Genomic DNA, 14835 nt, shown 5'->3' with positions numbered 1-14835 from the left:
CTGCATCAGTACCCAATCCCAATGGCACCCCTAAAATCTGGTGGGTTACTGGTTAAAGAGCAATTTTGTTTTTCACTAATACTCATATTTGCATATTGATTGACAGCTAAATTATGATTCTCTAAGGCTACAAATGCGTTTCTAATTTTGTGGCCTAGAGTATTAATATCGACTTCGTTTAACGATAAATCGCGTTTGTAATTAATTTCTAACAGATTAGCTAAAACTTCACGTGCTTTGTCTTGTGATTTTTCACTCAACTCTTTAAATTTCATGTTTTCTCCTAAATATTAATAAGCTTAAGGATGTGTGCCAAGTGCCACTTGGTGTCCGATTACAGTCATCACGGACGGGTAAACGCAATCAAACTATATTTAGCTATTTGAAAGATAATTTATAGTGTTGACTGTCCCACGAGCGCTGAGCCGCATTCACACATCCTGAAATTGATTTGATTGCCTGATTATTTAGCCACCTCAGGCGGCAGTGGTTTGCGTATTTACCACAACACACAAAAGTTTAATGGAATGGAATTCATGCTTGATGGAATGGAATTCATGCTTGAACAAAATGTATAAGAATTTCAAAAATAATTTAAACAAAATGTATAAGAATTTCAAAAATAATTTAACGAAAAATTAACATTAATTATTAAGCAGCATAACGGGTATCAAACGTGATTTTTTTCTTTTTGAGGCGAGAGAAAGATTTGTCAATAAGCGGTAATGATGTTTTTATGAACAATATGAGTTAACTTTGTACAATTGAGTGGATTTTAAGTAGATCTCCCCTTACCCCAAAAAGGGGACGTAACGCATTCGAGCAATCTCTAAAGCATGATCGACTAATTGAGCTATCCTCAATCCTTCGATAAAACGAGAAAATTTCATCCTGCCACCACAAAGAATGCAACTAAACGGATCGACTCCTAAAAACCGCTGGCTTAGCAGGGTAAAAGTCATCGAACGTTTTCTTTTGAATGCCGATTGTCCCACTGCTTTTCTAACAATATCGAGTAATTTTCCCACCACTCGATTTGCCAAAAACCAAAATAACGGATCATCCGAAAATGTTTCTCGGGGATCTGTTTGATAAGCCGTAAAATTAATTCTTTCTGGGTTAAATCTAAATTTTTATAATGACCGGTATTATGGTCGAAAAACCGCAACGTAATGCGACTTCCTCCATCATAATGCGCTAGCCTTGCGCCAGAGACTGGCGGTTTCTTCAGGTAACGCCCAATATACTTTGCTGTTTTTTGGGCATTGGATGTCGGGTCGGCAAAATAAACATGCCAATAATCTTTACCTTCAGCATTTTTCCCTGCATTCAGAATAAACCGCTTCCACTCATCATAATCTCTTATGTGCTGTAAACTTTCAGGTAGGTAAATTTTCCCCCAGACAGAAAGAAGATATTGTCGAATATTCCACATCCAACGTTTTCTGACTTTAGCGAGGTCAAATTGCATCGACTTCCATTTTTCATTTTGATTGATGCCGCCCATTGTCCATGAGAGATGAATATGCGTGTTCCAGTTTAGTTTTCTCCCATAGGTATGTAGCGCACCAAAAATACCCATTGTTAATCCCCGTTTTTTTGCTGCATAAAGTAAATTGTCCGCAGCAAACGGGAACAGTTTCCCTAGTAACCATCGATTCAATTCAAAGAGAAGCCAAAGACTATCCGGCATCGTAAACGTACCATGTTGCCATTCGACATCCGGTAAACGCATTATATTTGTGTCTATCCAAGTATCCGTGGCTTTTGTTCCACAGGATGGACAACCTCGTCCCTTGCAGGTAAAACAAACTAACTTCTGATGAGCACAATCTTCATTTTCACAACAGTATTGACGGAACCCCATCATCGTTGTGCCACAGGCTAACATTTTTGTTACCACCTCGATTTCAATATCTCTCAGTTGGGTAGTTTCCATGATCGCCGCCCATGCATTATTCCGCTCAAAAAGCAATTTTAACGGTTTGGGTTGAAAATCAGCTCTCATCGGGAAGTTAACTCACGGAAAAAAGAAACGAAATTAGCCATTTAACGATTAATAACTGTCATGTTTTAGGGTGAAAAAATAATCAATTTTAACGTTGCAGGATTATTTAACCAAATCTTATTTAACTAACCGACAAAACACGCTATAAAACGTCCTGTATCACTTTTTATGAAGAGATATACGATGGGTAATAGGGAATGATAGGTTTTTTTATTTGATAGCCTTAAAATCAATTACAGGCGGTTTTTTTCATGTCTGTACTTACTGGTTATCGATTTGCAGCCGTAGGCTGATTCGTTCAAAGCCCCGATCACGAATTTCACCTAATCGATTAAAAAACACTGCGCGAGATAATGCGTTACGAGCTTCTCCCTTATTCAATCCTGCCTGAACCCGACGGCGTAATTCAACACTTTGCAACCAATCCAGAATGAAAAGAGTTCGTTCAATACGACCCAACTCTCGCAAAGCGAAAGCCAACCCATTCTGACGCGGATAATTTCCTAATTTTCGTAACATCAGTGAAGCCGTAACTGTTCCTTGTTTGATTGACGTAGCCAATCGGAGAATTTCATCCCAGTGGACGCGTATCTGTTTTATATTCAATTTATCATTACTTATTAATGCATTAAGTGCACTATAGGCGTTATTACCCTTTGGAATAAATAATTTAGTGTCACCCAAATCACGAATACGGGGTGCAAAACGAAATCCCAGTAGATGCATCAGACCAAATACATGATCAGTGAAACCGGCTGTATCGGTGTAATGCTCATCAATTCGCAAATCTGATTCGTGGTACAATAGGCCATCCAGCACGTAAGTTGAATCGCGGATACCCACGTTGACAACCTTTGCACTAAAAGGCGCGTATTGGTCGGAGATATGGGTGTAAAAGTACGCCCTGGACTGCTTCCATACTTCGGATTGATATGTCCTGTGCTTTCTGCTTTGCTGCCTGTTCTGAAGTTTTGTCCATCCGAAGATGATGTCTTTCCATCACCCCAGTTACCAGCAAAGGGTTGACGAAATTGCGCGTTTACCAGTTCTGCCAACGCTGCACTGTAAGTGTCATCCCTGATATGCCAGGCTTGCAGCCAGGACAGTTTTGCGTAGGTTGTACCTGGGCAGGATTCGGCCATTTTTGTCAGACCCAGGTTAATTGCATCAGCTAGGATCGTCGTCATCAACAAATTTTTGTCCTTACTCATATCACCCGTCTTCAAGTGTGTAAAATGACGTGTGAAGCCAGTCCATTCATCGACCTCCATCAACAATTCGGTGATCTTGATATGTGGCAACAGTATGGCTGACTGGTCAATCAGAGTTTGTGCTGCATCCGGCACTGCAGCCTCCAGAGGTGTAATTTTCAAGCCAGAATCTGTAATGATGGCGTCTGGTAGGCTATGGGTGGCTGCCAGATGGTTGACTCTTGCCAACTGTGTTTCCAGCAATTCCAGCCGGTCACGTAGATACTGGTCGCAATCATGGGTCACTGCCAACGGTAATTCACTGGAAATTTTTAGGGTGGCGAATTTCTGGACCGATACTAAGTATTCGTCGAAATCCTTGAATTGACGAGACCCTTGTACCCACATGTCGCCTGAGCGAAGCGCGTTTTTTAACTCCGATAGAGCACATAATTCATAGTAACGTCGGTCAATACCTCCATCGCTCAAGACTAGCTTGGCCCACCGCGGCTTGATAAATTCGATAGGTGTATCCAGTGGCATTTTGCGAATGTTATTAGTGTTCATGCAACGTAGCACATTAATGGCATTGAGTAGACTTTTGGCTACCGGAGCTGCCCTTAGTTTGAGCACAGTAATAAATTCTGGTGCATAACGGCGTAGCATGGAATAACACTCGCCTATGTGATTCAGGAAGTCGAAATCAGCGGGTCCCGCCAATGTTTGTGCCTCTGTAACGCTGGCGGCGAAGGTGTCCCATGACATGATGGTCTCAATGGCGGCAAACGGATCACCACCGCTTTGCTTAGCTTCAATCAGCACTTGACCAATACGCCCATACATTCGCACCTTATCATTGATCGCTTTACCAGAGGCTTGGAACTGTTGCTGATGCTTGTTCTTGGCTGCATTGAACAGCTTACCAATAATGCGATCATGCAGGTCGATGATTTCATCAGTGACTGTGGCTATCCCCTCAATAGCCAGGGCCACCAATGTGGCATAACGCCGCTGCGACTGAAATTTTGCCAAATCAGAAGGTGTCATCTGACCCCCTTCTCGGGCTATCTTGAGTAAACGATTTTGGTGGATCTGCCGCTCAATACCGTCTGGGAGATCAATCGCCTGCCAGAACTTTAGGCGTTCAATATGCTCAAGCATATGACGTGAGTTTGGTTTGATAGGTGATTGACGTAACCAAGTCAACCACGTTATTTTACTCCCTTCCTTAAGCTCTAGAAGGTTGTCAAGGCGCTGGCGATGACTGTTTTTGAGAGAGCCAGTCAATGCTTCGTAAATGTGCCGATTGGCGCGGGTGATAGCTTCAGCACATAGGCGATCGATAACGTCGACGGTTGGAATAATAATATGCCTGTGACGTAACGTATCAAGCATACTATTAGCCAGCACAATGCCCTTATCTGTCTGTAAGGCCAGCTCAGTCGTAGCCTGTAAAACCTGTCGGTAGTGTGTCAACCCGAAGGCCTCCATACCCAGATAAGCGCGCAACTCCAACATGTGCTCTCGGCGTGTAGTTCCCCGCTCAGCATACTGAGACCAGCAGGCCGTATTGATACCTAACTGGCTTCCGACCCATGCTAACAGCGATGTAGAAATAACAGTATCGGTCAATAGACCTTGACCAGGAAACCGCAGCAAACATAACTGGATAGCCATACCCAGTCGGTTGGTATCACCGCGTCGTTGTAGAATAAATGACAGATCAGCTTCAGTGAGTGTGTAATACCGGATCAATTCATCATCGGTATTAGGTTACACCATCAGGTTTTTCCGCTCGGTAGCGGACAACGTTGAACGGCGTGGCATATGCCTCCTTGTTCTTAAAAATGGTCGTTTTTGAGAATTGAATTTATCATTTTTTGCATGACGGATTATCTGGGCTTAGCGATTCTCGAAATCAATTATTGAAACTCTATTCTTAATTCCCTATGCTCTCAATGAGTTTTGATAAAAAATCAGCAGGCAGGTGAGAAAAAAATGGAAAACAAATTGCGGTTTGAAGTACAGGGAGATTTAGGCTGTTTCGTTTACCCTGATGAAAGGTTTGCTCCTTTGCTGGATGAGTTCGAGCATCTGCTTGGTACGCATCAGTCTGGCGAGTTGAATGATAAGCGTTATATTGCCGAACTGAATCGTTTTATCAGGCTGGAGCCAGATCTTATTGATCTTCATGCGCACCTGTCATTTATCTTCCTGGAGCAGGATAAGCCCAAAAAGCACTGGATGCCGCTCTGGTCGGACTGGCAGCAGGTAACCGCCTTATCCCTGAGAGTTTTTCAGGTGCTATTGAATGGGGATATGTAGATAATCGCCCATACCTTCGCGCTCTGCAGGGGGCGATGCTGGCGTATGTACGCTTACGACGTCATAAAGATGCTGCCACGCTTATTGATAAAATGCTGGCTTATAACCCTAATGACAATCAGGGAGTCGCTATCTGCTGGGCTCGGAAGTACTGCGCGCCGGCGACAAAGAACGGGCGGCCAATATTTTTGATGAGCACGCAGATAATTATCCTCCTTACTGCTATGAGCAGGCCCTTCTTTATATCCTCAATAAAGACTGGGTCAAAGCAGCAACAGCACTTCGACACGGATTCAGCGCGAACAGTTACATCGCTGAAATACTTTCCGGTAACTTCCACCCGCAGCCATTAGCAATATGGCATGGGAGTAATTTAGCGAAACCAGAGATGGCGGCTGACTATATCGAAATGTATGGTGAGCTGTGGTTCCGTCATCCTGAAGCGCTGGCATTTGTCCGCTGGTTATTTAACCATTCCAGTATTATGACCGAACGGGCCTCCCTGATGAAATGTTCTGAAGACCTTTTCAGTGAAGGAGATTTTGATGCCCGTGGGCGTATTATTGACCGTCAGCGGCAGTTGCTGAGTGGAATTGATCATCGGCTTTCAGCGGAGGTCGTTAAGAAGATGAAAAACAGACGAGGGCAGGAAATCTGGCCATGGATGTACACTTTGGGATGTTCTGCCGTATGATGATTGGCTATGCGCGAGTTTCCAGACAAGATCAGAATCTTGATTTACAAATTGAAGCCCTGACCAGAGCAGGGTGCGAAAAAATTTATGAAGATAAAATCAATGGTGTACGAACTGAACGCCCAGGGTTAACCAGAACACTGGAAATGCTTCGAGAGGGCGATACGCTGGTTGTATGGAAACTCGATCGTCTGGGTCGTAGCGTAAAACAGCTTGTTGATATCGCTGGAGAGCTGCACAAACAGGGCATTCAGTTCAAAAGTCTCACGGATGCTATTGATACCGGAACACCGTCGGGGCGTTTTTTCTTCCATGTTATGGCTAGCCTTGCAGAAATGGAGCGAGAGTTGATAATCGAACGTACGCGGGCAGGTCTTGATTCAGCAAAGGAATTCGGGCGTAAAGGTGGGAGAAAACCAAAAATGACCAGCAGTAAAATTGAATCGGCTAAAAAATTATTAGCCAGCGGTATTCCTCCCAGAGACGTAGCTAAAGATCTCGGTGTTTCTGTTCCAACGTTGTACCGTTGGTTGCCGGCATCAAGACATTCTTAGACCATATTCAGGAAATTACGGTTTAAATGCGCCACAAAGAGTAAAACTGGAAGTCTCAGTTCAAATGCACGCACTAGTCGATGAGGCACTGTTGCAGTACGTTTCGCATACCTCTGGCGTAGCAGCGCTAACATCGGCCTGGGAAAATACAGATCGCTACGTCCACTTCAAACAGCTTAACGTACAATTTTTTCCGTTTTCTGAGGGGACCCCAAATAGCTCGCAGCTTATCGATATCGCCATCTGCTGTATCACGATATGCCAATCGGGCTGCTCAACTGGGGATAAAACAATGGCCTTTACCCACAGAATGGGACCCATCTTCCTTACGAAAGGCATTTAGCCAGACTAAAGTGAAGATGAAAAAACATTCTTTACCTGATTGGGCAGAAGTACATAAAGAATTACGTAACAAAATAGTCACATTACAACTGCTCTGGGAGGAATATGCAGAACAATACCCAGGGAGTTTTTATAGTTACAACCATTATTGTCGTCTTTATCGTGAATGGTTAAAAACCACAACCCCATCAATGAGGCAAGTTCATAAAGCCGGTGAAAAACTCTTTGTTGATTACTGTGGTCCCACTATCAATATAATTAATCCCAATACAGGCGAAACTAAAACAGCACAGATCTTTGTTGCTGTTCTTGGCGCATCAAACTATACATGGGCAGAAGCAACGTGGTCTCAGCAGCTTGAGGACTGGGTAATGAGCCATGTTCGCTGTTTCCAATCGCTTGGCGGTGTACCTGAGATTGTGGTGCCTGATAACCTGAAAAGTGCAACTTCACGAGCCTGTAAATATGATCCTGACATCAACCCGACTTACCAACAAATGCTTGAGCATTACAATGTTGCGGTCATGCCAGCCCGTCCTCGTAAGCCAAAAGACAAACCTAAGGTTGAAGTCGGCGTGCAGCTTGTCGAACGTTGGGTTATGGCACGACTTCGTCACGAACACTTCTATAGTCTTGCTTCACTCAATCAGCATATCCAGGTTTATTGAAAAGGCTAAATACCAAAAAGATGCAAAAGATGAGTTACTCTCGAGCAGAGCTCTTTGTTCAGTTAGACGCCCCTGTACTACAACCACTACCGAAAGCGCATTACAGCTTCACGCTATTAAAGAAAGTTAGAGTCCATAAAGATTATCATGTTCAGATTGATAACCATTATTACTCGGTTCCATATACTTTTCTCGGAGTGCAATTGGAAGCTCGAATTTCCGGCGAGTTAGTCAGGTTATTTAACAAAGAGCAGGAAGTTGCAGCTCATCCCCGCTGCAGGACTTATGGCTACAGCACTCGAACAGAACATATGCCTGAAGCCCATAGACAGCATGCAACCTGGACACCTGAACGTCTTCTTGAGTGGGCCACACGGTTGGGCAGTGATGTCCATGACTATGTTCTTCACATACTGAACTCTCGACCTCATCCAGAACAAAGTTATCGGTTTTGCCTTGGGCTTCTAAACCTTCACAGAAAATACAGCAATGCAAGGATTAATGCCGCTTGTGCCAGGGCGTTAAAAACCCAAGTTTGGCGTTTAGCTGGAATAAAATCAATCTTAGAAAAAGGACTAGATAAACAAACAATTCCAGATACAAAACCCGACCTGTTGTCAACACTGGAGCATGAGAACGTTCGCGGAAGCAAATACTATCACTAATCAGGGAAATTATAATGAATCACCTTTATGAACAACTCACCGTTCTGAAATTGAACGCATTGCGTGATGCCCTGAGAAATCAGAGCGCTCAACCCAATACTTATCAAGAACTCGGATTCGAAGAACGCCTATCATTGTTAGTCGCAGAAGAGTTGACTAATCGTGAGAATAGAAAAGCAGAACGGTTAATTAAACAAGCAAAATTCAGACTCAATGCAGAACTCTCAGAATTAGATTACCGTAGTAGCCGAGGGATAGAAAAAACGTTAATCCGTTCACTTAGTCAGGGAAGCTGGTTAAATTTGAAACAGAATCTATTACTTACAGGCGCGACAGGGAGTGGTAAAACCTATCTGGCGTGTGCACTGGGCCATAATGCCTGTAGACAGGGATATAAAGTGTATTACTTCCGATTAAAATCCCTAATGGAGCTTTGTTATCAAGGTCATGCAGACGGTAGATATAGCAAGTTGCTAACAAAGCTAAATCACACGGATCTGCTTCTACTGGATGACTGGGGGCTTGAGCCTCTTTCATCAGAGCAACGAAGCGATCTACTGGAAATTATTGACCTGATGTACCAAAAGGGTTCAGTTATTGTGGTAAGCCAATTACCCATAGAAAATTGGTACAAAATGATAGGTGATTCAACCCATGCAGATGCAATCTTAGATCGGCTGGTTCATGGCAGCATCAAACTAGAGCTAAAAGGAGAATCAATGCGAAAAATACAAACGCTATTGACTGATGGAGATCAGTGAAGTTAATTTAAAAACGGTTCTGTGATAATGACGCAAAGCGATCTCCATCGATGTTAATAAGTGATCTTCTTCATGGTAATACGCAATAATTCCCCTGATTGAGATGTAACCAAGAAAAAACTAAAAATCGATTTATTGTTGGGGTTCTAAATTAGAACCCCTTATTATTTATTTTTTGGAGAGTTTTCCCTGATGTGAACACTATTTATAATAATTAACAATTCTAATTAATCACCTTGCTATAGAGGTATTTTTTACTACCTATTGGTTTGTTTATGTATTATCATGAGGAAAATCACTGGATTTAAATATGAAATTTAAAAAAAATTTAAATTATTATTACGACAAATTGCCAGCGAAAATTGATCCATACATTGATTATTTTTTTAACTGAAATAATGTATTTATGTGAAATCCGATAATGTTAAATTTTATTGATGTTAAATACTCAGAAATATCTAACTGTCAATTAAATGATTTATTTTTCCTCAGGAAGAAATCATTCAAAGACAGGCTGAACTGGTTAGTTAAATGTAAAAATAATAAAGAATTTGATGAGTATGATAACAAAGGCGCTAATTATATCTTAGGGTTCTATAAAGATAGAATTATCTGTGGGGTTAGACTTATTGATATGATGAATCCTAATATGATTGAAGGAGAATTTAATAAATATTTTAAAAAAATAGATTTACCTAATGGAAATTATATTGATGCCAGTAGATTATTTGTAGATAAAGACAGAACAAGGCAATATAAAATAAATAAATACGCTATAAGCTCAATGCTTTTTTTGTCAATGATTTATTATACAAGAAGCTATGGTTATGATGGTTTGTGTGCAATCATTAGTCATCAGATGCTAATTATTTTTAAGCGCTCTGGATGGAATGTTTTTGTTATTAATAAGGGCATTTCGGAAAAAAAAGCGATTATTTATTTAATTATTATGCCAATTGATTTAGGTAATACTATTTTTTTAAAGAAAAAAATTTTATCTGAATATAAATTTGATGATCGCTGGCCTTTAACATTTTATCCAGATGGCATGTGAATAATTTTTAATTCTGTGGCTAGCTTTATAGCATGTTTGGCATTATAAACTCCTAGTTTTTTAACTATATTGCTCATGTGAAATTTTATGGTGCCAGATTTAATACCAAGTATTTTGGAAATATCTTGGTATGATCTCCCCATGCTAACCCAATATAAAATTTCATTTTCCCTACGAGAAAGCGCTGAGGATTTGAATTGACTACGATTTCTTTCTATCTCTTCATAAAGAGATAAAAATTTTTGATGTGTTTTAATAAGTAATTGTTGTAATCTTTCTTTATTCTCATGTATGAGTTGTGTAATATTATTGTCTGATTTTGTATGAAATATAGATAATACTGCTAAATTATCATTGTAATCATGAAGTATGAATGTGTGCCCTTTTTTGATATTATATTTTTCTGATTTTTTGAAAATTTTTGGTAGTTTCATTTCTGAATATATCATGATTTTATCATCCCACTCGAAATCATCAACTCTTTCCATCGCATTTATAATTACAGGGTCGATAAGTTGGTAATTACCTTTTATATAAAATTCAAACCAATCAGTGTGGTTGTTAATTATGATTACATTCATTGGATTGAATTTATTCATAATTAAATAAGCATATTTAATATCGCCATATTTTCTTATTTCTTCTTCTAAAGAATTCTTTATTTTTTGATTTATTAGTTTATTTCCGAAAAATTTAATTTCCATTTTTATCTCTTAATTAATATTTTATGATTAGAGGAGATTATTTTAATCTCCATATTCCCTTTCTTTAATTTTTTGGTTTATCTCTTCTTCATGATGATATGAGATATTAATCTCATCGTTTTCTTTTTCCAGTTTCTGAGGTTCTTCTTCGAGTTGAAGATCGGGGATTTTCTCATCATCATGCAGTAGTGCGTATTCTAATGTTATGTCCTGATTATCATTAACTTTTTCTGTCTCTATATCTTGCGATAAACTCTCAGGGATTTCATTTTTAGGGATATTATCCAGTTCAATCACAATCGAATGATCTTTTTTATCATTTTTTAAGGCTTCATCAAATTGTGCTAGCGAATAAAGATTAATGCTGTTCTCATCATTGCCCTTATTTAGTACGATATAGATACCATCTGATGCACCTTTGTAAGTAGCTTCTTCGATGTCTGTTTTCCCTGTATAAACGCCAACCGGAATATGGAGATTTCCTCGCTGGATGCCGTGTTCATTGGTGACAGGTAATAACAGTTCAGGTCGGTCATGATGGGAAAATCTGGCAACTTCAACCATTGATGGGTCTATCTTTTGTGCCAACTTCGTGTTGCTAATTTCCTTACTGTTATCCCAAATTCTGATTTCATTTCTAGCCAGTTGGTCTTCCTGTTTGTTCAGGATGTCATGCGCGGTTACTCTGTCGCCAGAATTTTTTGTGAGGGTTTTCATCCAGGCATCGCCATCTGATAAATAAAGCTGAACGTGTTCTTTTGCACGGGATAATTCCACATAGGTATTATCCATTGCCGCCACGGTACGTGCCCCTTCATAGACGATGACATAGGGATAAAGCGCCTTGTGAAGCATAGCTGGTTATAGCGTAGGTGTAATCCAGATGTCTGTCGGCATATTCTTTTTGTGGTTGATAGGTGACGAGCTTGCCGTTTAACTCAATATAGAGCTTATCGTCCTCAATCCGCTTTATCATGCCCCTGTCGTTATTGGCAATATTGCGGTCTTTATCGGTTGTGGTGAGGCGGATTTTTTCACCTTCTGAAACTTCAATGGTTTTGTCTTCAAAAAGTGCGACGACGGCAGGATCCACTTCAAGTGGTGACAGGTATTTCTCCTGATTATTTTCCCGATTTATCAGACTAACAATGCCTTCTTTTGAAATCCCTGTTATCTGAAAATAGTGTTGATTGATTTTTGCGATGTGACCCAACTGGTTTCGCCAAAATTGGCTATCTTTTAAATCCGCTTCCTGATGGTTAATGCGTTGTAAAACAGGAATGCGGGCTAATTTACCCAGCATCTGTTGACTTTGCATCACCGTATGAATGTTTTCATTTAACTGATTTCGATCGGCATTTAACGGGGTGATAATCACCGTGTTATCACGTGCTTCTTTCGTTCTCCCCACATAGTCATCAATCACCATTTTTATCATTTGATTGTCGTTTTCCTGTGGTTTACCTGATGAAGCACCCTTCATGATTGCGCTTTCGGGAATAAAAGCACCATTACTCCTTGCTACCCGGTCAGGGGAAACCTGACGAATAATGTCCAGTGATTTTTGTGTGTTTCCGGCAATTATTGCCTCAATAGCCGGTTTTAATTCGGGGGTTTGTCTGACGATTTCGTCCATCACGACTTTATCGGCGGCACTTCGTTGCCAGGCGAGGGCAAAAGGCGCGCCTCGCTCGAAGGCTTTTAGCTGTTTTGCATCCCCTGAGAGGACAACTCTTCCTGCATTATCCGTGATGTTAAGTAGTAATTCTGCCAGGGTTTTATTGCCAATCATCGAGCTTTCATCAATTACAAACAGGGTATTTTTATACGATGTTTTGAGGTTGTTCTGGTGCTTTTCCATCAGAAAGCTGGCGATGGTTTGGGATTTTATGCCCGCTGCCTGTAATTCATTGACCGCTTTGTGGGTGGGTGCGAGGCCTATGATATTCACATCGGGTCGATTATCGTTAAGGGCTTGTGCTACCGTTTTAAACTGGGTGGTTTTCCCGACACCGGCATAGCCTTGTATCATGATTGTCTGGTCTTTTGAGGTTAAGACGAGTTCGGCGGCTTTTTGTTGGCCTTGGGTTAATCCGGTAAAATGTAGTTTTTCTTTATTTTGGATTAACGGCAGTTGACTGTTTTTCCCTTGTAAAATCTGCGATAGGATTTTTACTTCGTTATCAAAATCTTCTTTGCGAATAAAGCGCCCATAAAGCTCGTGTGTTGTTTCATCCACGCATTTCACTTCGCCTTTTTTTAGGCGTTGTTTAAAGGCATTTATACAATCATTAAACGAAAAATCACTTGATTTTGCTGCATCGGTTATCACATCGAGGCTATTAAAAACCATACTTGATTTTGTCCGCCGGTCAATGGCGATGTTTATCTGTTTCTGGATATCAGGGGTGGCATTATTTTTAGCAACATTGGCGGCTTTTATGAATGATTCATTACCTTGCTGGATATCAGCGAGCACGGTGGTGCTAATTTCACTTTGTTGTAACCGTTTTTGGATACTATCGCTATCCAAACCGGTTATGCCGATAATGTTCTTCCCACTGCGTCTTATTTGGTTGATGGTCGAATTATTCACTTCTTTTTCGTTAAACACCGCAATCACGGTTTGCGTTTTATTAAGACTATTTCCAAACGCTTCACAGTAGTGATATTCCAGTTTGCTATCGGCTTTTGGGGTGAATGACGCTTTTTTACCGTGCTCATCTTCCATGATGATTTTATCGGCAAATAAAAAATTGCTTTTTTTTAGTTCTGTGACCGTAAATATCTTTCCTGTCTGGATATTTTGGCCAAACACACCGGTTGATTTGACTCTATCACCTTCTCGAAGTTCTATCTCTTGCACTTTAAAGAGACGATAGTGACTATCGATTTTATTAATCGAGAGGGCAGAAGTGTTGCCGAATTGGTCTTGTAATAAAAGTTTATTACTTTGTTTACTAATGCTTTTTATCTGATACTGCTGCCGTTCATTTTCTGTTGTGCGCTCAAGTATCATGCCGATGTTATAGGTGTTACGCTGATTGCGGTTAGCCATATCTAAAAATATCGATTTTTTGGTGGTCACTACCCTCTTGTTTTCAGACAGTAATCCTTTTTCGATTAAAATATTACGGGTTTGTGTGGTTATCGCTTCTTTTGTTGGGTTATTGCCTGCCTGAATGATGACCTCTTTATTTAAGGCATAAAGGTTAGCAAAATGATTCGCAGCGGCCTGTATTCTGCTTGCTTTGTCCTGTTCAGGAATAAAATAGAGGTGTTTATCGGCATTCGATTCAAAAGCGTTAATCGGTTCGGTACCGAGTGCTCGGGCTATTTCACTGGTCAGTCCTTTGTTTTTACGGCTGTCGCGATGCAATGCAATAATCGTGTCGCCCTCGGCATAGGAACGACTGAGTAATGCCGCGACTTTGTTAAGGGGTAGATGTTCAGACTGGTAAATCCCGATTAATTGCCGTTTATGGTTTTTTTTCTGGGCGTCATTTAAATAGTCATCAATGCTGATGGTTTTTACTTTTTTATTGACATGCTCTTGCAATTTATCGCTGATTTTTTTATTGGGCGTAATAATCACGGTATTTAACTTATTTTCTTTGGCAAGGGCATGGATTTCGTCGATAACCTGAACTTCATGGGCAAACCCGCCTTTAAGATTAACCAGATTAAATCTGACATTGTTTTGGGTAATATTTTTGGCTAACGCGCTTTCTTTTGTTGTTGTTAATTCATGTTTACTGTACCGCAACTGATGAATTAACGTGCTGACCGCATTTTCCTGTTTAAGATGGTTTTCTGTGGTTAACAGCTTACTTTCTGAATTAAGTGGCACGAGATTTCCCTGCTTAATCT

7 protein-coding genes and 4 pseudogenes are annotated in these 14835 nt (G+C 40.6%); 5 read left to right on the top strand and 6 right to left on the bottom strand.

Features of this window, described 5'->3' with window-relative positions:
* Positions 1–5: 5 nt before the first annotated feature.
* The 3 genes and pseudogenes from WH390_RS00350 to WH390_RS00340 form a co-directional block, all read right to left on the bottom strand.
* Complete coding sequence (locus WH390_RS00350; protein ID WP_032116476.1) at positions 6–275, bottom strand: hypothetical protein; 270 nt, start codon at positions 273–275, stop codon at positions 6–8.
* A gap of 516 nt (positions 276–791) precedes the next feature.
* A pseudogene (locus WH390_RS00345) lies at positions 792–2008 on the bottom strand (IS91 family transposase).
* 294 nt (positions 2009–2302) lie between these two features.
* Positions 2303–5025 (bottom strand): annotated as a pseudogene (locus WH390_RS00340) (Tn3 family transposase); the annotation flags it as partial.
* 171 nt (positions 5026–5196) lie between these two features.
* Here WH390_RS00340 and WH390_RS00335 point away from each other — a divergent pair.
* The 5 genes and pseudogenes from WH390_RS00335 (at position 5197) to WH390_RS00315 (ending at position 10261) form a co-directional block, all read left to right on the top strand.
* Positions 5197–6217 (top strand): annotated as a pseudogene (locus WH390_RS00335) (tetratricopeptide repeat protein).
* The gene (locus WH390_RS00330) at positions 6214–6771 is read left to right on the top strand and encodes a recombinase family protein (protein ID WP_032116350.1); all 558 of its coding nucleotides are present in this window, start codon (positions 6214–6216) and stop codon (positions 6769–6771) included. The pseudogene WH390_RS00335 and the gene WH390_RS00330 overlap by 4 nt, the downstream one beginning before the upstream one ends.
* Positions 6772–6923: 152 nt before the next feature.
* A pseudogene (gene istA, locus WH390_RS00325) lies at positions 6924–8446 on the top strand (IS21 family transposase).
* A 14-nt stretch (positions 8447–8460) separates the two neighbouring features.
* Positions 8461–9207 carry an IS21-like element helper ATPase IstB gene (gene istB, locus WH390_RS00320; protein WP_032116571.1) on the top strand — a complete coding sequence of 249 codons (747 nt, stop codon included), beginning with the start codon at positions 8461–8463 and terminating at the stop codon, positions 9205–9207.
* A 421-nt stretch (positions 9208–9628) separates the two neighbouring features.
* A complete protein-coding gene (locus tag WH390_RS00315) occupies positions 9629–10261 on the top strand; it encodes an acyl-homoserine-lactone synthase (protein ID WP_032116572.1) in 633 nt (210 codons plus the stop codon).
* On the opposite strand, the gene WH390_RS00310 is transcribed toward WH390_RS00315, so the two are convergent.
* Genes WH390_RS00310 through WH390_RS00300 form a run of 3 tightly spaced genes read right to left on the bottom strand, consistent with a single transcriptional unit; the run spans position 10243 to position 14815 of the window.
* Complete coding sequence (locus WH390_RS00310; protein WP_032116573.1) at positions 10243–10965, bottom strand: LuxR family transcriptional regulator; 723 nt, start codon at positions 10963–10965, stop codon at positions 10243–10245. The two genes, WH390_RS00315 and WH390_RS00310, sit on opposite strands and share 19 nt — an antisense overlap.
* A 42-nt stretch (positions 10966–11007) precedes the next feature.
* Complete coding sequence (locus tag WH390_RS00305) at positions 11008–11820, bottom strand: conjugative transfer relaxase/helicase TraI domain-containing protein (RefSeq protein WP_081932930.1); 813 nt, start codon at positions 11818–11820, stop codon at positions 11008–11010.
* Positions 11780–14815 carry an AAA family ATPase gene (locus tag WH390_RS00300; RefSeq protein ID WP_032116575.1) on the bottom strand — a complete coding sequence of 1012 codons (3036 nt, stop codon included), beginning with the start codon at positions 14813–14815 and terminating at the stop codon, positions 11780–11782. Before WH390_RS00300 ends, WH390_RS00305 begins: the two co-directional genes overlap by 41 nt.
* Positions 14816–14835: the final 20 nt, after the last annotated feature.

Origin of the sequence: Candidatus Arsenophonus nilaparvatae (genome assembly GCF_045346035.1) — a bacterium.
GTDB lineage: Bacteria > Pseudomonadota > Gammaproteobacteria > Enterobacterales > Enterobacteriaceae > Arsenophonus > Arsenophonus nilaparvatae.
The sequence above is the reverse complement of the archived record's forward strand: the minus strand, read 5'-3'. Positions and strand labels throughout refer to the sequence as shown.

Coding starts and splice junctions, on each gene's coding strand:
- WH390_RS00330 (WP_032116350.1), top strand. CDS start 6,214: ATGATGATTGGCTATGCGCGAGTTTCCAGACAAGATCAGAATCTTGAT.
- istB (WP_032116571.1), top strand. CDS start 8,461: ATGAATCACCTTTATGAACAACTCACCGTTCTGAAATTGAACGCATTG.
- WH390_RS00350 (WP_032116476.1), bottom strand. CDS start 275: ATGAAATTTAAAGAGTTGAGTGAAAAATCACAAGACAAAGCACGTGAA.
- WH390_RS00305 (WP_081932930.1), bottom strand. CDS start 11,820: ATGCTTCACAAGGCGCTTTATCCCTATGTCATCGTCTATGAAGGGGCA.
- WH390_RS00310 (WP_032116573.1), bottom strand. CDS start 10,965: ATGGAAATTAAATTTTTCGGAAATAAACTAATAAATCAAAAAATAAAG.
- WH390_RS00315 (WP_032116572.1), top strand. CDS start 9,629: ATGTTAAATTTTATTGATGTTAAATACTCAGAAATATCTAACTGTCAA.